The organism is Campylobacter mucosalis (genome assembly GCF_013372205.1).
Taxonomy (GTDB): domain Bacteria; phylum Campylobacterota; class Campylobacteria; order Campylobacterales; family Campylobacteraceae; genus Campylobacter_A; species Campylobacter_A mucosalis.
This window is the reverse complement of sequence record NZ_CP053831.1, coordinates 936270-961335: the sequence shown is the minus strand read 5'-3', so window position 1 is coordinate 961335 and position 25066 is coordinate 936270. Positions and strand designations below refer to the sequence as shown.

The following is a 25066-nucleotide window of genomic DNA, read 5'->3' as shown; positions in this document are numbered from 1 at the left end:
AAAGGATTAGCGGATAGCTTTATTTGAGTCATAATCTTTTGGCACGAAAAGGTTGTAGTTTAAACTAATGCCATTATATGTGAAATTTTCTTGCCTAAACTCATCAATTATAGGCAGTTTAACGTGGTTTGCATTTAGCGTTTGTGGGGCGTAAATTTTGCCATTTTTGGCTAAAATTTCTGATTGCTGCTTTACTTTTGCTGTGATTTGTTTGAGTGGCTGTGGGTTGCCCTTACTATCTAAAACCGGTCCATTTTGCCCCATTTTTTGACGTTTTTCTTTATCTGGTTTTGGCGCGATTGAGCTATCAATTAAAGGCAGCTCTTGTAGCGTTAAAATCACGCTATCATTATCTACTTTTATATATTTTATCACTCGGTCTTTACTCTCATCGCTTACCTTAAAATTGCACGAAGTTGCCGATTTTTCATCAAGCGGCGCGTCATATTTTATGATAACTTTATCAAGTTTTAAGCCGTCGCCAAAGACCTTGCCAACAGCCGTAACGTCGGCATTTTGAGCACAAAATGCAAAATTTGCTAAGAGCAAAGTAGCAGTTAATTTTTTAAAAATCATCATCTCTCCTTATAAAATTTCGGCGATTTTATAACTTTTTTGTTAAGAAAAAGAAAATTTGACTATAATCATATAAAATTTTAAGGATTTTTAGATGAACTACATAGAAATTTTACGTCAAAACGATCTTTTAAGAGAGATTAACGAGCCAGTCAGTATTGATTTAGAAATCGCTCACGCAAGTTACATTGAGGTTAAAAAGGCTGATAGCAAGGCACTTTTGTTTAAAAACGTAGTTGATAAAAATGGCAAAAAATATCCGCCAGTTTTAACAAATATTTTTGGTTCGTTTCGTGCAACAGAGCTGATTTTAGGCAAGAAGCCTGATGAGATAGCAGGTGAGATTGAATCGCTTTTAAAGCCAAAAAAGCCACAAAATTTTAAACAAAAGGTTGATTTTTTAAGCTATCTGTTTAGTATGCGTAAAATTTTTACAAAAAAACTAAGTGGGCGTGGGGCGTGTCAAGAGGTGATAAATCTTAAAGATAGTGTTAATTTGCTTGATTTACCAGCTCTTAAAACGTGGGAGCTTGACGGCGGCAATTTTATTACAATGGGGCAGGTTTATACGCAAAGCATTGATGGTAATTTAGCAAATTTAGGTATGTATAGACTTCAAATTTATGATAAAAACCGCCTAGGTATGCACTGGCAAATTCATAAAGACGGCGCAAATTTCTTTAATGAATATAAACGTGCAGGGCTAAAAATGCCAGTTTCAGTTGCAATTGGTGGCGATCCGCTTTATATTTGGTGCGGTCAGGCTCCGCTACCAAAAGGGATTTTTGAGCTTTTGCTTTATGGCTTTATCCGTAAAAGCCCGGCAAAGCTTGTAAAGTCAATAACAAACGACATTTATGTCCCGCACGATGCTGATTTTGTTATTGAGGGCTTTGTAGATACTGCTAAATTTGAGCTTGAAGGCCCTTTTGGTGATCACACCGGCTTTTATACGCCGATTTTGCCATTTCCAGTTATGGACGTAACTGCCATTACGCATAAAAAAGAGCCGATTTTTACAGCCACTGTCGTTGGCAAACCGCCACTTGAAGATAAATTTATGGGACACGCAACCGAGCGTATTTTTTTGCCACTACTTCGCACCAGTGTGCCTGAACTAATTGATTATAATATGCCTGAAAATGGCGTATTTCATAATTTAATTTTGGCAAAATTAAACGTGCTTTATCCAGCTCACGCAAAACAAGCAATGCACGCATTTTGGGGTGTGGGGCAGATGAGCTTTGTAAAACACGCCATTTTTGTTGATGAGAATGCTTCAAATTTAGGCGATTTTGACGCCATTTCAAGCTACGTTTTAAACCGCTTTGGGACTAAATCTATGCTTATTAGCGAGGGGGTTTGTGACCAGCTTGATCACGCTTCGCCCAACGCTTGTTTTGGTGGTAAGCTTGGCATTGACGCTACGGCTGATTTTTGCGAGTTTGTGCCTGAAATTTTAAGCGACGAGTTACTTTTAGCGAAATTTAGGGCAAAAAGCGATGAAATTTTAGAGCTTAAACAATACAAAACCGATACAAAAAGCCCGGTTTGTGTGGTTAAAATTTCAAAAAATCGCAGGGCAGATGAGATTTTTAACGAGCTTAACGAGTTTAACGAGTATTTTAAAATTCTAATATTTTTTAGCGAATGTAACGGCGAAAAGGTGCGACTTGATAACATTTATATACTAATTTGGCGTTTGGTTAATCACATTGACGCTCTTCGTGACATTTACGTAAAAGACGGGCGAGTTTTGGTTGATGCTAGTATTAAGGGCAGGATTGATGGCTTTAATAGAGAGTGGCCAAAACAGACTGACTGCACCAAAGCAGTCGTTGATGAGCTAATCAAAAAAGGCGTGGTGAAAAACGAACCTGAGTTGTTTAGCAAATTTGAGATTTTTGGCTAAGTTCATAAACGCCATTTTTTATGCGTTTTAAGACCCCGGCGTTTTGTAACATTTTAAACGTTGCAATCGCCGTTGGTTTACTTATATCTAGAGTTTTGCAAAGCTCTGAAATTGTAATATTTAAAAAGCCATTTTCATCTACATTTTGAGATATAAAATCAATAATTCTAACCTTTTTGTCCCCTAAAATAGCACTAAAAATGGCTAATTTTATCTGCTCACTCACGTCTTGACCGCCTGAGAGATATCCCACATCGGCATAAATATACCAAGTGCCAAAAGAACGATGATAAAGCCTAAAAATGTAAGTAAAATAGGCTCGATATATGTTGAGATATTGTCGATGATATTGTTAAATTTTGACTCAAAATAATCTGTGACATTTTGCATCATTGTATCTAGGTTACCACTTTGCTCCCCAGCCCCTATCATCTGTATAAGCATACTTTCAAACACCCCAGTTTCATTAAAGCTCTGCGTTAGGCTAACACCTCTACCGACTAAAATTTTAACACTAGATAGACACTCTTTTAACTCATCGTTTGATATCGTTTGTGTCGCTGTTTGTAGTGCTTCTGAAACTGGCACACCTGATTTTATAAGCTCTGTAAAGATTAGAGAAAAGCGTGAGATGTTTGAGTAAAAAATGATATTGCCTATTAGATAGACCTTGAGTATATATTTATCAAAAAGCCTTTTAAAGCTCTCGTCATTTTTGTATTTATATTTGCCAAAAAAAATCAGAAAAATAATAAATAATATCAAAAAAATACCATAAGAATTTAGAAAATTTTCTGTGTTTAATAGTACTCTTGTTGGTAATGGAAGTGTCGCATTAAAGCTTTCAAAAACCTCCTTAAATTTTGGCACAACTTGAGTGATTATGATAAAAAACGCCACCACGATGGATGCGACGATTACGCCAGGATAGCGGATCGCTCGTTTAAATTTTTGCTGATTGTCCCAAACGTTTGCTAAAATGTTGGCTAGTTTTTGTAGGCTCTCGCCCATATTTCCAGTGCTTTCTCCAAGCTTTATCATCGCAAGGCTTACATCTCCTAGCTCGGTTTTAAACGCTTGTGCTGATAAGCTTAGGCTTAGTCCCTGATTTAGATCCTCTGCTATAGTTTCAAAGATATATTTTATCCTTTTATCATCGCTAGATCTTGCTACCTCTTTAATGCTTTCGTGTATTGAAATTCCGGCATTGCTCATAACTCCAAGCTGTCTTATAGTGGCTACTAGCATTGGCGTTTTTATCCTGTTTGGAAAAAATATATCTTTTAAATTTTTGCCGATTTTTGAAAAAATGCTTCCAGTTTCTACACTATTTTTTTGACCAACTTTGATGAGTGTGCCATAGTTTTTGCTTCTTGAGATGGTTTTTATCTCACTTTTATTTTTAGCTTTTATGATGATTTGCTGACGTTTGCCGTTTTTATTATGCTCTATTTGCGTAAAACTCATATCTTAGCAACCCTATAAACCTCTTCAATGCTTGTAATCCCACAAGCAGCCTTTAAAACCCCATCTGTAAAAATATCTTTAAAACCCTCTTTTACAGCCACTTCTCTTATCTCATCTTTGCTTGCTCTGTTTGCTACTAATGTTTGAATGCTGTTTGTTATAGGTAAAATTTCACTTATCATCTCCCGACCCAAATATCCAGTCCTAAAGCACTGCTCGCAGCCAACTGCGGTGTAAAACTGATACTGTGTGCCAAGATACGGCTCTAAATTTTGCATTGTTGTTTTTGGCAGGGAGATTTTTTGCTTGCAGTGAGGGCAGAGCTTTCTGACTAGGCGTTGAGCTTCAATCGCGATTAATGCACCGCTTATGAGATATGGCTCAATCCCCATATCTGCGATTCTAGGAAGTGCTGAAATGGCGTCATTTGTGTGCAGTGTAGAAAATACCAAATGTCCAGTAAGTGCTGCTTGTATGGCTATACGTAAAGTTTCAGTATCTCGTATCTCGCCTATCATTATTATGTCAGGATCTTGCCTTAAAATCGAGCGTAACGCATTTGCAAAGCTAAGTCCGGTTTTTTCATTGACGTTTACTTGTTGGATTAAATTTAGCTGATACTCAACTGGATCTTCAACCGTTATGATTTTTGTTTTTATGTTTTTTATCTCATTAAGTCCTGCGTATAAGGTAGTCGTTTTACCACTACCTGTTGGTCCAGTGACTAAAACTATGCCATAAGGGGCTTTCATAGCGTTTTGAAATTTTGTCAAGTCCCCTTCGTTCATGCTTAAATTTTCAAGACTTACAATAACTTTTGACTTATCAAGCACCCTTAAAACTATGCTCTCGCCGTTTATAATAGGCAGGGTTGAGATACGAAAGTCATATTCACGCTCTAAAATTTGCGCGGAAAATCTGCCGTCTTGCGGTTTTCTACGCTCGGCTATATCCATATTTGATAGCAGTTTTAGGCGACTTACCATAGGTGGATAGATATCTTTATCAAATATAAAAGTTTCGCTTAGCATACCGTCGATACGGCTTCTTACTATGCAGTTTGTTTCTGTTGGCTCTATGTGGATGTCACTTGCTCGTTGCTGGATGGCTGTTTTTAGGATGACTTCGATGAGTTTTAAGATGCTGGAATTTTTGTTTGTAGTAGAATTTGCGGAGCTTGATAGCTCTTTTCTAATATCTGCGATGATATCTTTTATACTCTCGTTTAGCTCGAGTTTGTTTATGTATCGCTTGATTTGAGATGGGTCTGCTAGGACGATTTTAAGAAGTTTTCTGTTAAAAAGCGATTGTATGCTATCTTGAGCAATAATGTCAAAAGGGTTTTTAAACGCGACATATACGCTAATCTCATCCTCTTTTATCGGCAGTGCGTCAAATCGCTTAAGCTGGGCTATATTTACTCTCTCTGCGATACGATAGTCAAGGTCGATATTATCAAGGTTAAAAAATTCTATTTTGTATATTTTAGATACAAACTTTAAAAAGATTTTTGCGTCTAGCTCTAAATCTTTACATATCTCATCTATGTTGATTTTATTTTTACGAAATAGCTCGGCACAGCTACCAATAAAGTCATCTTCGCTTAAAAAATCGGATAAAATTTCAACCAAAGCCTTGTCTGTGCTTTCTTTTATGGTATTTATGGTGTTTAACTGCTCATCTGTTAGCTTTTGGCTTAAAAATGATAGTAGTGTTTTTTCCGTGTTGTTCATTAGTAATACTCGATGGTTGATATTATTTGATTGTCTTTGTATGTTTTTAGTGTGATTTTTGGTGGTAAATTTTCTGCAAAAATTTCAATCTCGTAAAACGTATCTGAGTTTTGCTCCTCAAAAATCAAGCTATCATTTACTACGTTAAAATCGCCCTTAACGTATCTATCAAATATCATAGATAGTATATAATCGCTCTTTGCAAGTCTTACGTAGCTTATGTCGACATTATCAATTAATGCGTGTAAAAGTAGCTTTTTTTTAAGCAAAATATCTGCAAAATAGGCTGAATTTTGCCTAGCTTGTGGCGTGTAGCGTAGTTTTGCTGCGGGTAGGGCTAGGGCGTTTATCATGTGTGTTTTTAGGCAGGCTATCCCATACATATTTATTATGCCCTCATTGCTCGTGTTTGCAACGATACTTTGAGCCTCGATAGAGCAGACGGCTTTGTAGTCTTTGGCGTTAAAACTAGCCTCGATATCAATGGCTAGACAAAATATAGGTAATAGTAGTATGAGTGCTTTCATAGACTTCCATTTTGTATCTGTCGTATTAGTAAATTTATATCTTTGTGGTTTTTATCGCTATTGTATGTACGTAAGGCACGTAGAGCGTCTTGCTTTTGTCCTAAGTGATATTTTGCTGTTGCAAAGATTATCCAGCTTTGTTTGTTTTGTTTATCGATCTCGTTTGCGTGTAGCGACCACTCAAGTGCGTTTGTGTAGTCCTTTTTATCTAGATATTCTTGTGCGATAGATAGGGCTGTTTGTATATCTTTGGTCTGACTAAATTGCTCTTTTTGGCTATGTTTGCTATCTTTTGCGTCGTCCATTTTTATTTTGATTTTTGGCTTTGTTTTGGTGTTTGCTTCTGGCTGAGTGCTAAAAATTTCAGATGTTTGTATGTGCGATAATTGTAGATATCCTTGCTCTTTTTCGCCCGATTTTTCATCGTTTTTGCTGTTTTTTATGACCTCATCTATCTCATTTTGGAGTGTTAAATTTTGCTCTACTGGTTGCTCTTTTTTGTTAGTAAAAAATAGCACTGATGAGAGTATTAAGATGAGTGATAAAACGGCGACTATTGCGTATTTGTAGGTGTTATTTTTTGCTGGTTTGTTTGTGTTTAATTTAGCAAATTTTAGCTCTAACTCATTTAGCTCGTTTAGACTAAGCATTGATAATCCCTAAAGATATGGCTGACATATATAGTGCCTTTTGATTAAAATTTGGCTCTGTTAGTGCTGACGGGCGGTAGTGCTCGTATGTTTGGCAGATGTCTAAAAATTTATACATTAGTTTGTTTAGCTCTCTTAAATTTGAGTAGCAAAGCTCGTTTGCTAGGGCTATATCATCATCATTAAAAGCTATCTCACAGCCTTTTAATTTTTTTAGCAAATATAGTTTGATCTCCGATACATCGGCATTTTTTAGCTCTATGCTCTCCCAAATTCTAGTTAGAAAATGCCCCTTTGCCAAAAGCTCCTCATCGCTGGTTTTATGAACGGTAAATATAAATTTAAAATACCTACTGTCAGCCATTAGACGTATCTTTTCTAACAGATCGTTTGGGTATAATTGAGCCTCATCAAGTATGATTGTCTTTTGAAATTTTAGCTTTTCGCTCTCATTGTATGTAAAATTTTGCGTATAATAATACATAAAATTTTCAAAACTTTTTACATCAGGCAAGTGTTTGCTAAAAATTTTCTCATTTAGAGCGTTGATAAAATCGGCTTCGTTAAAAAATGGACGCTTGAAAAATAAAATTTTATCATCGTTTAAATCATCTACTATTTTTTGTAGCAAAAAGGTCTTTCCGCTTCCTGGTTTGCCGTAAAATAGTATTAGTTTTAGCGGTTTTTCTAGCGCTTGAGTTATCCTTTCATAGCAACTAAGCGAATTTGCAAGACCTATGAAGTTATCCTTTGTTTCGTCTAAAAACAGCTCTTTTGTCTTTGTAAAACTACTCATTTATCGACTTTGAAAAACCTAGGTCTTTTAGCGACTGAGAGATATCGGTTTTTGTATCAGGATCGATAACTCTAGGCGTTATGATAAAGATAAGCTCGGTTGTTGATGTGATGTCTTTTGTCGAGCTAAACGCGTTTCCTATTATCGGTATGGCCGATAAAAACGGCACATAGGTGTTATCCTTGCCCTTAGTTTGCCCTATAAGTCCGCCAAGTATGATCGTATCTCCGCTATTTACCTGCACGACCGTTGAGAGCTTTTTTTGGTTTGTATCTGGCGCTATCTCGCGAACGCTCCTTTGTTTTGCGTCATCTTCTCTGTATTTAAAGCTACTTAGGCTCGGATTTATGCGTAGCATTATTTTATTATCATCTGATACTTCAGGCAGTAGATTTAGTAAAATTCCTACAAATACCGAGTATTGCTTATATGTCGTGGTTACTCTTGAAGTAACTGATGAGGCTGAGGGGCGCTCTGTTTCTTCTTGGACTCGGTAGTTTATATTATCTCCAACTGAGATTAGAGCTTGTTGGTTGTTTAGTGTTGTGATTTTTGGGCTTGAGATTACCTTTGCTTTGCCGTTTGTGTCTAAAAAATTTAGCACTCCGTCTAAATTTAGATTTAAATTTGCTGCAAAATTAATAGTGCTTGTAAAGCCCGAGTTAAAGCCAGTTCGTGTCGTCGTAAAGCCAGATGAAGTGGTAGGGTCGTTACCGATATATGAGTTAAATCCTAGTTCAAATTTAGACCAATCAACGCCCTTTTTATACTCATTTTTAAGCTCGACAGCAATTATTGAAACGTCTATAATTACCTGCTTTTTTAGCCTTTTTTGAAGGTCTTGGATATACTTTTCTACGCGTTTTAGCTGTGTTGGCGTGGCTGTTATTGTTACAAGCCCTGCGTTTTGATTTATCACTGGATCTGGCGCTATGATTTTGTCGTTTGGATTGTTTAAAACGGCTTTTATTTCGCTATCTAGCTTCTCCCAAAAGTCAAATTTCTCAGTGGTTCTTATCATGTTATCTTGCTTTTTCTCATCTTCATCTGATGAGTTTGAGTTCCCAACTTCAATAGGTGCTGAATCCACCGAAGCTTTCGTCGTAGAAATGCCCTCTCTAATTGAGGTAATGTAGTCGATTTTAAAGCTTTTTGTGATAAAGGATGAAATTTTTAATATATTTTTGTTAAATTCGTAGCTTAAATTTCGCTCTGTTAAGAGTAGGGCAAAGACCTCGCTAAGGCTAAGGTTGTTTATGTTCGTGGCGTGGAGATTTTCTTGCAGAATAGCTGTTGCGGCTTGATCTTTTGCTACGACGCTAAAGCTACACATATCAGAAAGCTCGTTTAATACCTCATTTAGTGTAACTTCGCTTTTAAATTTCATACTAAAATTTTTATTTACGCACACACTTTTTGCAAATAGGCTCTGCTCAAAGCTTAAAATAAACACTAAAGAGAGTAAAATTTTACCTAGTTTTAATCTCAATTTTGCCGTCCTTTACTAATTTTAACTCGATTTTTTCGCCATTTTGTTTTGACAAACTAACGCCCCTTGCGTCTATGCTAAGCACCTTATATCCGCCAAAACTATCGCCAACGGCTCTCCATACGCCATCTATCTTTGCTCTGTTACCAAGTATGGCTTGCAGAGCAAATGGCTGTTCTAGCCTTGTTGGCTCGATTTTTAAATTTCTATCTATGCTTTGTTTTATGAAAGGATCTTTTGCTGACTCTATCTCTTTTTGCTCAAGACCGATTCGCTGGGTTTTGAAATTTTCAAAAAGTTTGTCATATTTTTTAAGTTGCTCGTTTGCAAATACAAAAGTTGTAAACAGGGCAATAAGTGTAAATTTTATCAATACTTTATCCCCCAGACGCTAAGGCTTAAACTGGCTTTTAGCTCGTTTTTATCGCTACTTATATTTAGTTTATTTATCTCAACGACAAGCTTTGAGCTTTCTAGTTTATTTATGAAATTTAGCAAATTTTGGTATGTTGCACTTAGCTCTAGCTCTATTTTTAAATTTTCAGATACGATATTTTGATTTATGGATTTTTGATTGTTTTGTAAATTTAGTATATTTACGTTGCTATCTTTGGCGTCAACTATGATTTGATTTAAAAATTTAGCCCAACTTTGCTCGTCAAATAACAAAAATGATAGCTCTTTTAGCTTTGAGTCAAAGTATTCATTTTGTGCGTTTGTGTCGTTAAATAGCGATTTTAGATTATCTATACTCTTGTTGTTTTGTGTTAGTTCGTTTTGATTTGGCATATTAAGGTTTAGCTCTTTTGTGCGTAGCTCTGAGCGTTTGTAAGCGACCTTACTCTGTTCTAAAAATAGAGCGGACGAGTCGTAAAAAAATAGGTAGATTAAAAACGCAAATATAATGGCACTTGTGTAAAATATCGCCTTTGTTTCGTTTTTGCTCTTTGCTTCAAAATACGCATCTATCTTGCTAAGTAGGCTCATTGTAGCCCCACGCTGATATTTGAGTCAAAGCCGTTTTGAGTGCGTTTAATTTGCTTTGTATCAACTGTGTAACCATTGCTTATGTAGGTTATGAGATCTGTTATCTGTTTATTATCGCTACTAGTTACTTCAAGAGTGACGTTGTTTTCATTTAGCGCAAAGCTTTTTAAGAGGACGTTATGCTCATACATAGCGTTTCCAAGATCGTAAAGCAGGGCGCTTTTCATCGTGTAATACTCTTTCTTTTTTACGATTTGCTCTAAAAGCTCTTGTCTGCTTTTTAGCTTCTCTTGCTCTTTTGAAATTTTATCTTTTAGCTCTTTTTCTCTATCTTTTATCTCCAAGCTTTCTTGTTTTAGTTGGGCTATTTTTTGCGTTTCTTCTTCAAATTTTGACTGCAAATTTTGCTCTTTTATCTTGTAATAATAACCCATTGCGTAGTTATATGTCGGATATAAAAAGGCTAACGCTCCAGCTACAAGGCAGGTTATTAAAAGCTGTCCACTCTGCCTTTTATAAAGTGGCTCTGGACGCTTAAAGATAGAGAAGTTAAGCTCATCTTCAAGTAGCTTTTGATTTTTGCCATAAAGCATCATAAGGGTGTGAGTGTTGCTAAAATTTTGGTGTTTAAAATTAATTCCAGTTTTAAGCGGATTTAGTGTTCTTTCTAGTATTTTCTCGCCGAGTTCGCCAATTGAAGTGTTAAAAAACGTAGTGTCTAAAAAAATAGAGCCAAGATGAACCGAGTGTATTCGCTCTATGCTGTGAATTATGTCGTAAATATAGGCAAAATACTCATCTAAAATTTGCTTTAAATTTTTACTAAACTCATCATCGCTTAATATATTTGCGTTTGCAAATTTCTCAAAAAACAGCTGTTCGCTCATACGTTCGCCAGTTAGTTCGCTAAATTTATCTTTTATGAAATTTAGCGTATATCTAAGCGGTTTTGTGGTCATAAACTCGCCATTTTTGTAAACCGCAATAAACGCGTCATCTTTTGATAAATTTATAAAACACTCGGCAAAATCGCCCTTAGAGCTTAAAATTTCGCTTCTATAAAGTGCGTTATAAAGCAGTGGCGCTGGAAGCAGATAGTCTATACACGCTGTGTTTTTAGCAACCGAGATAAACTGCTGATTTAGGCTTTTATTATCAGCGGCAAATACGTTAAATGTGATTGTATTTTGGTTATCTTCTGGGCTTTGAATGTATGCTATTTTATACTCAAGTGACGCGTCAAGTCCAAGCTCTTCATATGTTTTGGTTGTGATGATATTTAAAATTTCATCATCTTTTATGCCCTTTGGCACGTCGATACTAGCATACATAAGCTGTTTAAATTTTATGTATGATATGTAAAGGTTGTTTTTGTTTAGAGATAGTGGCTGTGTGATACTAAAAAGACTTATGCCGCCACTAAAAATAAAGCTAGTTTCGGCATATGAATCAATAGTGATGATGTTTGAAGCGATATTTTTTATACTAAACACACAAAGCCCTAAAAATTTTTATCTAATATTATATAATTTTTAGTTTTAAAATTTAATAATTATTAAATTTCTTTATAAGATTTTCATCCTTACTCCATCCTTTTTTAACAAGGACGTTTAGCTTTAAAAAGACCTTTTTTTGGGTTAAATTTGAGATAAGTTTTCGTGCATTTATGCCGATACGCTTTATGGTTTGGGCGTTTTTGCCGATGATTATGCCTTTGTGGCTGTTTGTATCGGTTATGATTGTGGCGTAAATTTCAGTTATATCACGTTTTTCTATGACCTTATCAATCAAAACGTCGCTACCATAAGGGATCTCATCGCTTAAATTTTCATAAATGGCTTCAAGGATAAACTCCCTAAAAATCTCTTTTTCATTTGTGTTTGTAATAAACTCAGGATCAAAAAAGTATGGGTGCTCTGGCAAAATTTTAGCAATCTCATCAAGGAGCGGTTTTTGATAGCTTTTTGATTTTACGCTAAATGGCACCAGAGCGACAAAATGGCTTTGAAATTTTGAGTATTCAGAAATTTTGGCTAAAACCTTGTCATTTTTAACCTCATCAACCTTAGTTAAAACTAAAATGTGCGGTTTTTGTGGGTTTAAACTTAAAAATTTCTCATAGTCGCTAATGTCATCGTGAATAGTTAATAAAAACACGATAACATCGCAGTCGCCCATTGATTTTATGGCATCTTCAACCATAAGTTTATTTAAAATTTTATCGCTCTGATGAAGTCCGGGCGTATCAATAAAAATAATTTGGTCCTCTTCGTGCATAACTATGCCGTTTATCTTTCGCCTTGTCGCATTTTGTTTATGCGAAACTATGGCGATTTTTTCGTTTAAAAGTGCGTTTAAAAGCGAACTTTTACCAGCGTTTGTGCGACCAATTATACTTACAAAGCCTGACTTCAAATTTTGCCTTTATAAAATGTATCTTGCTAAATCCTGATCTTTTACGACGTCATTTAGTCGCTCTCTTACCAGATCAGCCGTAACTACGATACTTTCGCCACTCTTTTCACTAGCTTCAAAGCTAATGTCTTCTATTACACGCTCAATCACGGTGTGAAGCCGTCTAGCACCGATATCCTCCATACTTTCGTTTGCGTTTTGAGCGATTTTGGCTATCTCTTTGATCGCTTCATCGTCAAATTTTAACTCAACGTTTTCGGTCTTTAAAAGTGCTGTGTATTGCTTTAAGAGTGAATTTTTTGGCTGGGTTAAAATCGCATAAAGTGCCTTTTCATCAAGACTGCTTAGCTCCACGCGAAGTGGGAAGCGTCCTTGAAGTTCTGGGATTAAATCACTTGGCTTTGAGATGTGAAAAGCACCAGCAGCGATAAATAAGATGTGATCTGTCTTAATGTTGCCAAATTTAGTATTTACAAGTGAGCCTTCAACAATAGGAAGTAAATCACGCTGGACGCCCTCTTTGCTTGGGTCTTGGCGACCAGAATTGCCACTGCTAACGGCTACTTTATCAATCTCATCAATGAAAATTATGCCCTCATTTTCAGCGCGTCTTAATGCTTCGGTTTTAATATCCTCAATATTTAAAATTTTCTCGTTCGCTTCGGCTTGAAGGGCTTTTTTGGCGTCTTTAACCTTCATCTCTTTTTTAACGCTCTTATTTGTAATGCCGATGATTTTGATAAAACTCTCTTGCATTTGAGCCATATCAGGTGGCATATTTGAGTTAGTATCAAGGGCGTTTTGCTGTATTTCAATCTCAATGTTTAAATCATCTAAATCGCCGTTTTTAAATTTCGCCACCATTTTTTCATAGCTTCGCTCATAGTCAGCCATTTTCTCATCACTTGCACCTTTTGGTAGCGGTGGGAGTAATTTTTTGATGATTTTATCTTCAATATGGGCGTTGATTTTATCCTGATTTTTCTTGCTTTGCTCGCTTTTTACGAGATTAAAAGACGCCATTACAAGATCTCTTACCATACTCTCAACATCACGTCCCACAAAGCCAACTTCGGTGTACTTACTGGCTTCAACCTTTACAAATGGCAGTCCCATCATTTTTGAAAGCCGTCTTGCAATCTCGGTTTTACCAACACCTGTTGAGCCGATCATTAGGATATTTTTTGGCATTATGTCATCTTGAATTTCTTTTTCAAGCTTCATTCTGCGGTAGCGATTTCTTAGTGCGATTGCGATTATCTTTTTAGCGTCCTTTTGTCCGATGACATAATCATCTAAAAAATCAACAATCTGCCTTGGTGTCATATTCATTATTTTTCATCCTCAATCACGTAAGTTTTTATGTTTGTATTTGTGTAAATGCAAATTTCTCCAGCTATCATTAGGCTCTCTTTGACTAAAATTTCAGCGTCAATGTCGGCTAGTTTATCAAGGGCGCGTGCTGCTGAAAGTGCGTAGTTTCCGCCACTGCCAATCGCTGCTATCTTGCCGTCTTCTGGCTCAATAACATCGCCAGTCCCACTAAGTAAGAAAATTTTCTCTCTGTTTAAAACGAGCATCATAGCTTCAAGTTTGCGTAAATACTTATCCTTTCGCCACTCTTTGCTAAACTCAACAACAGCCTTTAAAAGGTCGCCTTTTGTAGCATCAAGGTGTTTTTCAAACATATCAAAAAGGTTAAACGCGTCAGCGGTACTGCCTGCAAAACCAGCTAGGACTTTGCCGTCTTTGATTTTGCGAATTTTAACGGCATTGCCCTTTAAAATGGTGTTTCCAAAGCTTACTTGCCCATCTCCGCCGATTACGGATTTATCCTTGCCTTTATAGGCTAAAATGGTCGTTGCGTGAAACACTACTCGCCCTCAACTTCTACTTTTAAACTAGCGTGAATTCCCTGTCCTAAACGCACATCAAGCGTGTAAATTCCAACCGCTTTTAGGTGTCCGCTCTCAATTTCAATGCTCTTTTTATCCACGATTAAGTGGTGTGATTTTTCAAGCTCAGCTGAAATTTCATCTTTTGAAACCGAGCCAAACAACGCTCCATTTGCACCAAGCGGTTTTTTAATGACAACTTTTATCTTTTCAAGCTCGGCTTTTAGCTTCTCAATATTGGCTAGTTCGTATTTTTGCTCCTCGGCTTTGCGTTTTTGTGCGGCCTCGTATTGTCTTAAAACATCTGGCGTAGCGGCTTTTGCTAAGCCTTTGCCTATTAAAAAATTATTTGCATAGCCGTCTTTTACATCTTTTATCTCACCAGCTTTGCCAAGTGATTTTACATCTTTTATTAATAAAACTTTCATCTATATCCTTTTTTAAATTTTTAGCGTCGTTTTTTTGCACGTCTTTAAATGAGCTGTAAAATTTCGCCAAAAGTCTAACCTTAGGCGAAATTTCGTCGCAACATTTAATTTTATCGCAATATACTTTCGCTTTTTTGTTTTTTAAAATTTTAGCTTTCTTACCAAAATTATTTAAATTTTCTACCAGCTTTTTTGCCGATTATAAAGCGAAGCGCATTTAGTTTTATAAAGCCATTCGCGTCTTTTTGATCAAAAACATTATCCTCTTCAAAGGTGCTAAATGCCTCGTTAAATAGGTTATCGGTTTTACTATCGCGACCCAAAATGATGACATTGCCTTTATAAAGCTCAACTTTAACCCAGCCATTTACATTCTCTTGGCTCTTGTCAATTAAAGCTTGAAGCATTAAACGCTCTGGCGACCACCAGTAGCCGTTATAAATTAGCTCGGCGTATTTTGGCATAAGCTCATCTTTTAAGTGAGCTGCACCACGATCTAGCGTAATGCTTTCAATGGCTCTGTGCGCTTTTAGCATTATCGTGCCACCCGGTGTTTCATAGCAACCTCGGCTTTTCATACCAACTGAGCGGTTTTCAGCCAAATCAAGTCTGCCTATGCCGTGCTTTGCACCTAGGCGGTTTAGCTCGGTTAAAATTTCAGCCGGACTTAGTCTTTTGCCGTTAATACTAACTGGGTCGCCTTTTTCATAGCCGATCTCTATTATCTCGCTCTCATTTGGTGCGTCTTTTGGATCAGTCGTCCATCGCCACATATCTTTTTCAGGGGCGTTTGCTGGATTTTCAAGCACCAAGCCCTCGTATGAGATGTGAAGTAAATTTGCGTCCATTGAGTATGGGCTTTTGCCTGGTTTTTTCTCTATTTTTATGCCGTTTTTTTCTGCATAAGCTAATAATTTTTCACGTGAGTTTAACTCCCACTCACGCCAAGGAGCGATTATTGTAAGATTATCGCCAAGTGCGTAATATCCAAGCTCAAAGCGGACTTGGTCGTTGCCTTTGCCAGTAGCTCCGTGACTAACGCCGTCAGCTCTTACCAAAGAGGCAATCTCAGCTTGTCGTTTAGCGATTAATGGACGTGCAATTGATGTACCAAGCAGATATTCTCCCTCATACACGGCATTTGCTCTAAACATAGGAAATACAAAATCACGCACGAATTCTTCTTTTAAATCCTCAATAAAGATATTTTCAGGTTTTATGCCAAGCTCTAATGCCTTAACTCTTGCTGGTTCAAGCTCTTCGCCCTGACCGATATCAGCCGTAAATGTTACGACTTCGCATTTATACTCATCTTGAAGCCACTTTAAAATAATACTCGTATCAAGTCCGCCAGAGTAGGCTAGAACAACCTTTTTAACATCTTTTTTCATAGTGCATCTCCTTTGATATTATAAGTTGGACGATTTTATAAAAAAAATGTTTTAATTAAGCTTTATTTGGCTAAAATCCGAGTTATGAGAGTGGATAAATTTTTAAATGTCGTAAATATAACAAAACGACGAGCGGTTTCAGAAGATATGTGCAAAAGTGGTGTCGTTAGCATTAATGGCGTGGTCGCAAAAGCTAGTAAAGACGTAAAAATCGGCGATAAAATCACGATAAAATTTATAACAAATGAGATAAGTTATCAAGTACTAGCTATCCCAACAACAAAATCAATCCCAAAATCAGCGCAAAGTGAGTATGTAAAACAGCTATGATTTTAAAAGAAAATGAGCTAAAAGAGCTGGTTAAAACTCTGCCAAAACAGGGCATTATCTTGCTTGTTGGCACACTTGCAAGTGGCAAAACGACGCTTGTTAAACACATAGCTAAATTTCACGGCGTAGATGATAATGTAAGCTCTCCGACATTTTCGGTAATGCAAAGTTATACTGGTAAATTTGGGACGATTTATCACTACGATATTTATCAAAACGGCACGGACGGACTTATAAAAAATGGCTTGGTTGAGAATTTTTTTGAAGATGGACTTCATTTGGTTGAGTGGGGCGATGAGAATTTAGAGAAAATTTTAAATAATTATCGTTTAAAATACATAAAAATAGCGATAAATTTAGAACAAAACGCAAGAAAATACGAGGTTAGTGGTGCATAAATTACAAGTAAAAGAGCTTAAAAAAACGATAAAAAAGACGCAGATTATAAAAGGCATAAGTTTAGAGATAAAAAGTGGTGAAGTTGTAGGGCTTCTTGGTCCAAATGGTGCTGGTAAGACGACCACATTTTATATGATTTGTGGGCTAATTAGTCCAAGTAGTGGCGGGGTGTTTTTAGATGATAAAGATGTAACTGCTGTGCCACTTCATAAACGAGCCCAGATGGGCATTGGCTACCTGCCACAAGAGTCTTCAATATTTAAAGATTTAAGCGTTGAAGAGAATTTACTTTTGGGTGCCGAGCTGATTTATAAAGATAAAAAAGAGTGCGAACAAAAGGTAAATGAGATGCTTGAACTGCTTAACATTGAGCCTATTCGTCTAAGAAAGGGTGTAAGTTTAAGCGGTGGCGAAAGACGGCGTTGCGAGATCGCTAGAAGCCTGATGATAACGCCAAAATTTCTACTTCTTGATGAGCCTTTTGCGGGTGTTGATCCAATTGCTGTTAGTGATATTCAAAGTATCGTAAGGGATCTTAAAAATTTAGGTATCGGCGTGTTAATAACCGATCATAACGTGCGTGAAACCCTAGCTATTTGCGACAGAGCTTACGTCATAAAAGATGGCTCACTTCTAGCTAGTGGCAGTGCAAACGAGGTTGCAAACGATAAAAATGTCCGCACACACTACCTTGGCGAAGAGTTTAAACTCTTAGAGTAAAAAATGCTTCGTGTAAAACAGGCAAACACCCAAAAATCAAAGCTAAACACCACGCTAAGGTCGTGGCTTGGGCTTTTAAGCGTAAATCTTGATGAACTAAAAGAAAATTTAGAAAATTTTTGCGAAAAAAATCCCTTTGTAACGATTGAAAATCGCATAAAAGTGCCTAAAAAAAACTTCTTTAAAGAAATTTCTAAAAACTCGGTTTCAGATACGCTTGAAGCCGTTGTCGTGCAAAAAGATAGCCTTTGGCAAACACTGATAAATCAAATAAATCCACCACTTTTTCCCACACAAAAATCGCAAACGATAGCAAAAAAAATCATTGAATGCATAAATGATGAGGGCTATTTTGAGTATGATGATGAAATTTTAGCTGGTTTTAATAGTGATGAAGTTGAGAAAATTCGCAAAAGATTTGCCTATTTAGAGCCTGTTGGTGTTGGAGCAAAGGACTTAAAAGAGAGCTTTTTGTTTCAGCTTGATGAGCTTTACTCTGATGATAAAAGCTATGATTTTGCTAAAATTTTAATAGAAAATTTTGACGATTTAGCCAAATTTACAAAGCAAAAAGAGTATGAAAATGCTATAAATTTAGTAAAAAAGCTAAAAAATCCACCAGCCATTGAGTTTATAAATGACTCAGCACAAGTTACGCCTGATATCATCATAAATAACGATGAAAACGGCATTAGCGTGAGCTTAAACGATGATTTTTACCCTGAGATAGTACTTGACGCACTTGATATAAAGAGTGAGTTTGTCCAAAACAGGATAAAAGAGGCAAAGGATTTAATAGACGCACTTGAAATGAGAAAAGCCACGCTTTATAAGATTGGCTTAATGATAGTTGAGTATCAATACGACTTCTTTTTTGGTGGCGAGATAAAACCGATGAGGCTTAAGGATATCGCAGATGATATAGCAAGAAACCCCTCAACCATAAGTCGTGCGATAGCAAATAAATATCTACTCTGTTCACGTGGGACGATACCACTTAAGAAATTTTTTGCAACGGCAATTGATGATGACGTTTCAAACGAAGCGATAAAGCAATTTTTGGTTGAAATCATCAATAAAGAAAATCCAAAAAAACCACTTAGTGATCTTAAAATCGTTGAGTTAATTAAAAAGGAATTTAACATAGACATAGTTAGGCGAACTATCACAAAATACAGACAAATGCTAAATATAGGAAGCTCTAGCGAACGAAAACGAGTCTATGAAATGAAAGGATAGTGGTGCGCCCGAGAGAATTCGAATCTCTGACCTTTTGAACCGCAATCAAATGCTCTATCCAGCTGAGCTACGAGCGCACAATAAATTAAAGAGTTGTGATTATACGCAAACTTTCCTTAAAAATAGCATATATTTGAAATTTTATTAAAAATTTTGCAAAATTTTGATAATCTTTACCTAAAATTTTAAAAGGGACATTAAAAATGAACGATTTTTTTGATAGCTTAAAAGAGATAAAAAAAGAGTTAGTAAAAGAGCAGGGTACTGATACAAAAAAGATACAAAAGGCGGAGAAAAGGCAAGAATTTAGCAAAGAAGAAGCCATTGCTCATAAAGAAGATAAGCTAAGAGATGAGTTTTTAGCCTACATAAAAAATAGCGATATTAGAAAAATTTAAATGAAAAGCGTTGTTTTTGTTGTCGCTCTTTTAGTGGTTGGGATCTATTTTTACTCTTGGTATATTTTTGCAACGATTTTAGTGCTTTCATTTTTGGTATTTTTCCACGAACTAGGGCATTTTTTGGTGGCTCGTATGCTTGGGGTTTGCGTAAATACATTTAGTATAGGTTTTGGTCAAAAGCTTATTAAAAAACGTATAGGACAGACTGAGTATGCGATCTCTGCTATACCGCTTGGCGGATATGTTCAGTTAAAAGGACAGGACGACAGCGATCCACGCCATAAAAACTACGATCCTGATAGCTATAACTCAGTGGGTCCTTTGGGGCGTATAGCGATACTTTTTGCTGGACCATTTTTTAACTTTATCCTTGCATTTTTTATATTTATTGCTATTGGTTTTATGGGTGTTGATAAGTTTGCTCCTGTTGTGGGTAAAGTTCTTGAAGGCTCAGCTGGAGCGAGTGCAAATTTAAAGTCTGGGGATAAAATTTTATATATCAATGACGTTTTAATTAAAGAGTGGGACGATATTAAAAAAAATGTCAAAACAGAGCCGACTACTATACAAATAGAAAGAAATAATCAAATCATAAATCTTACTCTTACACCAAAGATAAGCCAAGGTAGGACGATGTTTGGCGAGATTGAGCAACGTGCGATGATAGGCATATCTCCAAGTGGTGATGTTATAAAGCTTTACTATAGCGGTTTTGACGCGGTAAAATACGCATATAAAGAGACAATAGAGGCTTCAAAACTCATATTTTTAGGGCTTAAAAAACTAGTCGAGGGCGTCGTGCCACTAAAGGAGGTCGGCGGTATAGTTCAAATAACAGACATAACGGCAAAGGCGGCAAAGAGCGATTTTGTCGTGCTTCTTATCATAACAGCCTTGCTTTCTGTAAATTTAGGGGTGTTAAATTTGCTTCCGATACCAGCACTTGACGGTGGACACATAGTTTTTAACCTTTATGAGCTTATTTTTAGGCGAGAAGTTAGCGAGAAAGCCTTTACGTATCTTACCTATTTTGGCTGGGTTATTTTGTTTTCTCTTATGATACTTGCGACTTTTAATGATGTTATGAGACTTAGCGAGGGTGTAAAATGATAGTTTTAAGAGAGCTTTTGGATAAAATTTATGCCATAAATCCAAGCACTAAACTAGTTGCAGTGAGTAAAAACGTAACATCAAAAGAGGTTTTAGAGCTTTACAATCAAGGACAGATTGATTTTGGCGAAAATAGGGTGCAGGAGTTAGCAAAAAAGCAGAGCGAACTTAGTAACCTTAATATAAAATGGCATATGATAGGTCGCTTACAAAGCAACAAGATAAATCAGCTTATATCTTTACGTCCAGCTTTATGGCAAAGTTGCGATAGTTTTAAAAGGGCAAAAGAGGTTGATAAACGCCTAGATTACAAGCTTGATACACTTTTACAGATAAATTCTGCCGATGAGATAAGTAAACAAGGCGTTGGTTTTGATGAGGCTATTGATGTTTATTTGCGTATAAAGCAGGAGTGTAAAAATTTAAATTTAGTCGGTGTAATGAGCATAGGGGCACACACGGACAATGTTTGCGATGTTCAAAAGAGCTTTGAGATGACATACAAAATTTTTGAAAATTTGCAAAATCAAGGTGCCGTAGTCTGCTCTATGGGGATGAGCCAAGATTACGAACTAGCCTTAAAAACAGGCTCAAATATGCTTCGTATCGGCTCTATGCTCTATGTTTAGAGTAGAATTTGACAAATTTATCTTTTATCTCGTTTATGGCGTTTTGTAGCATTGTGTCTTTATTGATAGCGCTTACAGCCGTGCCTTCGGCTTATGTAAATACGGCTTAGCTTTATTGGAGAGTATTTTGGATCGTTTTGTGAGTAAATTGCACCGCTTGATTGAAGTAATAAAACCTTTCTATCATCACTCATAAGTCCGATAGAGACGCCACTTACGTATTTAAAAGTCTCTCTTGCTATAAAAATATTGTCAATATACTCTTTAAATTTTGACGTAATGTTAAAATTATGTAGCGGAGTTACGATGACTATGTGTTTGTTGCGTTTAAATTGCTCTAAAAGCTCTCTTTGGCGGTTTGAAATTTTTGTTCTTCTTTTGTTAAATCATCTTTTTGCCAAATGTGTTAAGCATGCTTTCATTAAGAGTCGGGATAAACTCATTGGTTAAATTTAAAATTTCAAGCTCATTTTTAACAAATTTGCTTACAAATTCTGACACGAAAGCTTGTTGTAATTTATTTGAGCAGGAGTTTTTGTCGTTTGGGATTGGATGTGCGTTTATGATTAGCGTTTTTATAATTTTCCTTTTGATATTATGTCGTTTATTATCTCGTTGGTCTTTTCTAAATTTATAATGCCACTAAGAGCTTTGCTAGTTTTTGCGATGTCATACTCTTTGATGATTTTTAAAATTTTATCGCTATCTACACTAGGGCCATTTTGTAAACAAATTTCAGCAAGGTTTGCGTCTTTTAGGAATTTTGCGTTGTAAAATTGATGATTGCTAGCAGCGTGTGGGAATGGTATAAATATCGCTGGTAGAGCATTTGCCGTTATCTCCCAAAGTGAGCTGGCTCCTGCTCTGCTGATACAAAGGTCAGCCTCGTGCATTTTAAGCTCGATATCTTGAGAAAAGTCAAATAGCTTAACATCATCACTACTAAGCCCAAGTTTTTCATATCTATCTTTTAGCTCAAAAAACGAGTTTTTGCCACATTGATGAATGATTTTTATCCCCATATTTTTTAAATTTATGGCTATGTTTATTGCTAGTTCATTAATCGCTTTTGCTCCTTGTGAGCCACCAAGAAAGAGTATCGTTTTTAACTCCTGCCTTTGTCTTTTTAAAAGGAAAAATTTCTCATCGACTGGGTAGCAAAAAGGAGCAGTGGCATAAGAGCTATAAAAACCCTTTGCAAACGGCTTAAGTAGGGAGTTTAGTCTGCCATTTACGGCGTTTTGCTCGTGTATGAAAAGTGGTATGCCACAAAGTATGGCAGCTATTGAGGCTGGGGCTGCTGAGTATCCGCCGACGCTTATTACGGCTTTTATTTTGTTTTGTTTAAAAATTTCTTTGCATTTAAAGGCTAATTTTATGATGTTTAGAAGCGACTCTAGTTTTGCTAATCCTCTTTTATTTACCACGCCTGAGCTTGGCAGAAAGTAGCATTTGCTAAAATTTTCATCATTTTCAAACCACATTTTGTCCTGTCCATTTTGTGAGCCTATAAATATACTTTTTTTATCAAGCAAATTTAACTGTTTGCAAAATGCCCTTGCTATCGCCAAATGTCCGCCTGTGCCACCGCCACTTATTGCTATCATAATTTTGCCTTTTTACTAACCATTAAAACCATTCCGATACTTATGCAAACTGCTAAAATAGAGCTTCCGCCATAGCTTAAAAATGGAACGGCGATACCTTTTATAGGGGTTATTGATGTTATGCCGTAGCTATTCATTAAAAATGAAAATGAGATAATAAGCCCAACTCCGAGCGAGAAAAGATGATAGACCTTATTTTCACTTCTAGCTGAAATTCTAAATATCCTAAAAAGCAAACAAAGTATCAAAACAACGATACACAAAATTCCAAAAACACCGATCTCTTCGGCTATCCCTGCTAATACAAAGTCGGTGTGAACCTCGCTTAAGAAGCCAAGCTTGAAAATTCCAGCACCAAGCCCTTGACCAAACATATCGCCGTGTTTTATCGCGTTTAGTGAGTGTGAAATTTGATACGGCTCTGGGGCGTCAGCAACTCTTAAAACACTCTCCCAGCTTTTTGGAAGCAGTGAAAGAACCATATCTTGGACATTTCCCCACCAAGATTTTATACGTGTTATACGGTGTTCTGAGCTTATGATTGCTAAGAATGCTAGTATGGAGGCACAAAGTATCCCCATAGCAAAAATTCTCATACTCGTCCCAGCAAAAAGTGCCATCGTAACAAGAGTAAGTGCTAATACCACAACCTGACCAAGGTCATTTTGCATTACTGCTATTAAATATACGACAACCAAAAATAGTAGCAAATATGGTGTTAAAATTTTAAGCTCTTCGCTTATGCTTTTCTTGTGACCTTCGTCTATTTTTCTAGCAAAACTCCACGCCAAAAAGTAGATAAAGCCTATTTTAAAAAACTCAACCGGTGCCAATGAAAACCCAGGCAAACGTATCCAACGACGTGCACCACCAGCTTCTGTGACCATAGATGCTGGTAAAATATGCATAAGCCCCATAGCAACTAAGCAAAAGAAAAACAGTCCAAATCCAAGCCACTTAAACGCTCTATCTGGATTTAGTTGCGATATAAGCCACATTAAGATGATCCCAACTAAAACGACTATGCTTTGTCTGATAAAAAAATGATACTCGTCGTAGTTAAAATAAAGCACCGTAAAAACAGGAAGCGATAAAGAAAATACAACGCTAACGCCCAAAAGAGCGATACTAAGATAAAAAAGATATTTATCAGCAGACAAAAAATTCTCCAAAATTTTAATAAATGGGATTGTATTTAAAACTCACTTATAAAGCTTTTAAACTTACATAGTTTGTAAAATTTTATGTAATATTTTATGTAATTTACTCGCTTAAATCCTCTGCTACTTTCGCGGCTAATTTTAGTTTATCATTATCAAAATGGGTGTAAATTCTAGACGTGTTTAAACTAGCGTGTCCGAGTGCTTCTTGCACCAGCACGATGTCTTTTTGTTTTTTATAAAGCATTGTTGCAAAGGTGTGACGAAGCATATGGGCACCATTTTTTTCTTTACGAATTCCAGCCTTAAATAGTATCTGCTCTACTATTCGGCTAACGTAAGCTTGGGTTAGCCTTTCGCCCTTTTTGTTAATAAAAAGATAGCCCTCTTTATTGATATAGCTTATTGCTATTGCGTCTAAAAATTTCTCAATTAAATGGCGTTTTATCATTACTATTCTATATTTATTGCCCTTGCCACGTATGCGTATAACGTATAAATCGCCGTCTTCGGTTATATCTTTTCGCTTTAAATTTAGAGCTTCACTCACGCGAATTCCAGTGAAAATGATGAGTTTGATTATTAACTTATTGCGATTTTCATTACTCTTAAAATCAGCCTCGTCAATAGCTGTCAAAAATCGCTTAACTTCATCTTCGCTCATAAATTCAGGTAGTTTTTGTCCTCTGTTGCCACTAACGCCACCCCAATTTTTAAGCTCAATGTCAAAGACGTGAGATTTGCCGTCCTCTTCGTTTTGTTTATCCAAAAACGCAAAAAAGTTAATCACTGAAATTCGGTAGTTTTTCTTACTTGCGTCACTTAGCCCACCTGTGACACTGGCTAAAATTTCACTAAGAAGCTCCTCATCAATCTCTTTAAGGCTAGAAAGACCATAAAAACAGAGCGTTTCATAAATCTTTTTAAGCGGATTAAAATATGTGTTTATGCCGGTAAGTCCAGCGTTTCTAGCCATTTTTACAAGTCCGTCAAGTGTATCAATATTGCTTACTTGTTTGTTTAGTTGATAATTTACAGAAGCTAGAATTTGTGGATTTCTAAGCTCTTTATTTGAAAGAGAGCTAAGCTTAAATTTCACATAGCGAGTGAGCCAAAAAAGTAGCGAAAGCTCAAACGTTTCTTTGTTATCAAGTGGGTATTTCAAATTTTGTCCTTTATTTTAGGCAGATTATAGCTATAAATTT

At 36.4% G+C, this 25066-nt stretch carries 29 protein-coding genes and 1 tRNA gene; 8 read left to right on the top strand and 22 right to left on the bottom strand.

Features of this window, described 5'->3' with window-relative positions; translation table 11 throughout:
- Positions 1-6: 6 nt before the first annotated feature.
- Positions 7-576, bottom strand: a complete 570-nt coding sequence (locus tag CMCT_RS05075; RefSeq protein WP_034966859.1) for a hypothetical protein — start codon at positions 574-576, stop codon at positions 7-9.
- Positions 577-670: 94 nt separating this feature from the next.
- On the opposite strand from CMCT_RS05075, the gene CMCT_RS05070 reads away from it, so the two are divergent.
- On the top strand, positions 671-2488 hold the full coding sequence (locus tag CMCT_RS05070) for a menaquinone biosynthesis decarboxylase (protein ID WP_034966860.1): 1818 nt from the start codon (positions 671-673) through the stop codon (positions 2486-2488).
- On the opposite strand, the gene CMCT_RS05065 is transcribed toward CMCT_RS05070, so the two are convergent.
- The 15 genes from CMCT_RS05065 to CMCT_RS04995 all read right to left on the bottom strand — a co-directional run bounded on the left by CMCT_RS05065 (position 2463) and on the right by CMCT_RS04995 (position 16266).
- Complete coding sequence (locus CMCT_RS05065) at positions 2463-2714, bottom strand: replication/maintenance protein RepL (protein WP_034966861.1); 252 nt, start codon at positions 2712-2714, stop codon at positions 2463-2465. The genes CMCT_RS05070 and CMCT_RS05065 overlap by 26 nt on opposite strands.
- Positions 2711-3955: a type II secretion system F family protein gene (locus CMCT_RS05060; protein WP_034966863.1), complete on the bottom strand. Its 1245-nt coding sequence runs from the start codon at positions 3953-3955 to the stop codon at positions 2711-2713. Before CMCT_RS05060 ends, CMCT_RS05065 begins: the two co-directional genes overlap by 4 nt.
- Positions 3952-5688, bottom strand: coding sequence for a GspE/PulE family protein (locus CMCT_RS05055; RefSeq protein WP_034966866.1), 1737 nt, complete (start codon positions 5686-5688; stop codon positions 3952-3954). Before CMCT_RS05055 ends, CMCT_RS05060 begins: the two co-directional genes overlap by 4 nt.
- Positions 5688-6215, bottom strand: a complete 528-nt coding sequence (locus tag CMCT_RS05050) for a hypothetical protein (protein ID WP_176325042.1) — start codon at positions 6213-6215, stop codon at positions 5688-5690. The genes CMCT_RS05055 and CMCT_RS05050 overlap by 1 nt, the downstream gene beginning before the upstream one ends.
- Positions 6212-6865 carry a CDC27 family protein gene (locus CMCT_RS05045; RefSeq protein ID WP_051654811.1) on the bottom strand — a complete coding sequence of 218 codons (654 nt, stop codon included), beginning with the start codon at positions 6863-6865 and terminating at the stop codon, positions 6212-6214. Before CMCT_RS05045 ends, CMCT_RS05050 begins: the two co-directional genes overlap by 4 nt.
- Entirely contained in the window at positions 6858-7661 is an 804-nt protein-coding gene (locus CMCT_RS05040; protein WP_034966869.1) for an ATP-binding protein, read from the bottom strand. Before CMCT_RS05040 ends, CMCT_RS05045 begins: the two co-directional genes overlap by 8 nt.
- Complete coding sequence (gene mshL, locus CMCT_RS05035; protein ID WP_034966871.1) at positions 7654-9150, bottom strand: pilus (MSHA type) biogenesis protein MshL; 1497 nt, start codon at positions 9148-9150, stop codon at positions 7654-7656. The genes CMCT_RS05040 and mshL overlap by 8 nt, the downstream gene beginning before the upstream one ends.
- Positions 9131-9523, bottom strand: a complete 393-nt coding sequence (locus tag CMCT_RS05030; protein WP_171994013.1) for a hypothetical protein — start codon at positions 9521-9523, stop codon at positions 9131-9133. Before CMCT_RS05030 ends, mshL begins: the two co-directional genes overlap by 20 nt.
- Entirely contained in the window at positions 9520-10137 is a 618-nt protein-coding gene (pilO, locus tag CMCT_RS05025) for a type 4a pilus biogenesis protein PilO (RefSeq protein WP_051654812.1), read from the bottom strand. The genes CMCT_RS05030 and pilO overlap by 4 nt, the downstream gene beginning before the upstream one ends.
- Positions 10134-11630, bottom strand: a complete 1497-nt coding sequence (locus CMCT_RS05020; RefSeq protein WP_176325041.1) for a PilN domain-containing protein — start codon at positions 11628-11630, stop codon at positions 10134-10136. Before CMCT_RS05020 ends, pilO begins: the two co-directional genes overlap by 4 nt.
- A gap of 52 nt (positions 11631-11682) precedes the next feature.
- Complete coding sequence (era, locus tag CMCT_RS05015) at positions 11683-12552, bottom strand: GTPase Era (RefSeq protein WP_034966878.1); 870 nt, start codon at positions 12550-12552, stop codon at positions 11683-11685.
- 9 nt (positions 12553-12561) lie between these two features.
- Complete coding sequence (hslU, locus tag CMCT_RS05010) at positions 12562-13884, bottom strand: ATP-dependent protease ATPase subunit HslU (RefSeq protein ID WP_034966880.1); 1323 nt, start codon at positions 13882-13884, stop codon at positions 12562-12564.
- Complete coding sequence (gene hslV, locus CMCT_RS05005; RefSeq protein ID WP_034966881.1) at positions 13884-14426, bottom strand: ATP-dependent protease subunit HslV; 543 nt, start codon at positions 14424-14426, stop codon at positions 13884-13886. The genes hslU and hslV overlap by 1 nt, the downstream gene beginning before the upstream one ends.
- Positions 14426-14875, bottom strand: coding sequence for a 50S ribosomal protein L9 (gene rplI / locus CMCT_RS05000; protein ID WP_034966883.1), 450 nt, complete (start codon positions 14873-14875; stop codon positions 14426-14428). The genes hslV and rplI overlap by 1 nt, the downstream gene beginning before the upstream one ends.
- Positions 14876-15042: 167 nt before the next feature.
- On the bottom strand, positions 15043-16266 hold the full coding sequence (locus CMCT_RS04995) for an argininosuccinate synthase (protein ID WP_176325040.1): 1224 nt from the start codon (positions 16264-16266) through the stop codon (positions 15043-15045).
- Between the two features lie 84 nt (positions 16267-16350).
- Between CMCT_RS04995 and CMCT_RS04990 the strand changes: the two genes are divergently transcribed.
- Genes CMCT_RS04990 through CMCT_RS04975 form a run of 4 tightly spaced genes read left to right on the top strand, consistent with a single transcriptional unit; the run spans position 16351 to position 18954 of the window.
- Positions 16351-16596, top strand: a complete 246-nt coding sequence (locus CMCT_RS04990; RefSeq protein WP_034966886.1) for an RNA-binding S4 domain-containing protein — start codon at positions 16351-16353, stop codon at positions 16594-16596.
- Complete coding sequence (gene tsaE, locus CMCT_RS04985) at positions 16593-16994, top strand: tRNA (adenosine(37)-N6)-threonylcarbamoyltransferase complex ATPase subunit type 1 TsaE (protein WP_034966887.1); 402 nt, start codon at positions 16593-16595, stop codon at positions 16992-16994. Before CMCT_RS04990 ends, tsaE begins: the two co-directional genes overlap by 4 nt.
- Positions 16987-17715: an LPS export ABC transporter ATP-binding protein gene (gene lptB / locus CMCT_RS04980; RefSeq protein ID WP_034966889.1), complete on the top strand. Its 729-nt coding sequence runs from the start codon at positions 16987-16989 to the stop codon at positions 17713-17715. The genes tsaE and lptB overlap by 8 nt, the downstream gene beginning before the upstream one ends.
- Positions 17716-17718: 3 nt before the next feature.
- On the top strand, positions 17719-18954 hold the full coding sequence (locus CMCT_RS04975) for an RNA polymerase factor sigma-54 (protein WP_034966891.1): 1236 nt from the start codon (positions 17719-17721) through the stop codon (positions 18952-18954).
- Here CMCT_RS04975 and CMCT_RS04970 read toward each other — a convergent pair.
- Positions 18955-19031: transfer RNA gene (locus CMCT_RS04970), tRNA-Arg, on the bottom strand. It abuts the gene before it with no gap.
- 126 nt (positions 19032-19157) lie between these two features.
- On the opposite strand from CMCT_RS04970, the gene CMCT_RS04965 reads away from it, so the two are divergent.
- Genes CMCT_RS04965 through CMCT_RS04955 form a run of 3 tightly spaced genes read left to right on the top strand, consistent with a single transcriptional unit; the run spans position 19158 to position 21094 of the window.
- Positions 19158-19352, top strand: coding sequence for a hypothetical protein (locus CMCT_RS04965; RefSeq protein WP_034966893.1), 195 nt, complete (start codon positions 19158-19160; stop codon positions 19350-19352).
- The gene (gene rseP, locus CMCT_RS04960) at positions 19353-20465 is read left to right on the top strand and encodes an RIP metalloprotease RseP (RefSeq protein ID WP_034966894.1); all 1113 of its coding nucleotides are present in this window, start codon (positions 19353-19355) and stop codon (positions 20463-20465) included.
- Positions 20462-21094 (top strand): YggS family pyridoxal phosphate-dependent enzyme, encoded by a 633-nt coding sequence (locus tag CMCT_RS04955; protein WP_082198611.1) that lies wholly within the window; start codon positions 20462-20464, stop codon positions 21092-21094. Before rseP ends, CMCT_RS04955 begins: the two co-directional genes overlap by 4 nt.
- 59 nt (positions 21095-21153) lie before the next feature.
- Here CMCT_RS04955 and CMCT_RS09565 read toward each other — a convergent pair whose 3' ends face one another.
- From CMCT_RS09565 to CMCT_RS04930, 5 genes are all read right to left on the bottom strand, one after another.
- Positions 21154-21402, bottom strand: a complete 249-nt coding sequence (locus tag CMCT_RS09565) for an NAD(P)H-dependent oxidoreductase (RefSeq protein WP_425321200.1) — start codon at positions 21400-21402, stop codon at positions 21154-21156.
- Positions 21403-21475: 73 nt separating this feature from the next.
- Entirely contained in the window at positions 21476-21643 is a 168-nt protein-coding gene (locus CMCT_RS09435) for a hypothetical protein (protein ID WP_280525197.1), read from the bottom strand.
- Positions 21644-21669: 26 nt separating this feature from the next.
- Positions 21670-22701: an undecaprenyldiphospho-muramoylpentapeptide beta-N-acetylglucosaminyltransferase gene (gene murG, locus CMCT_RS04940; RefSeq protein ID WP_034966897.1), complete on the bottom strand. Its 1032-nt coding sequence runs from the start codon at positions 22699-22701 to the stop codon at positions 21670-21672.
- Complete coding sequence (locus tag CMCT_RS04935; RefSeq protein WP_034966898.1) at positions 22698-23861, bottom strand: peptidoglycan glycosyltransferase FtsW; 1164 nt, start codon at positions 23859-23861, stop codon at positions 22698-22700. Before CMCT_RS04935 ends, murG begins: the two co-directional genes overlap by 4 nt.
- A 103-nt stretch (positions 23862-23964) precedes the next feature.
- Positions 23965-25026, bottom strand: coding sequence for a tyrosine-type recombinase/integrase (locus CMCT_RS04930; protein ID WP_034966900.1), 1062 nt, complete (start codon positions 25024-25026; stop codon positions 23965-23967).
- Positions 25027-25066: the final 40 nt, after the last annotated feature.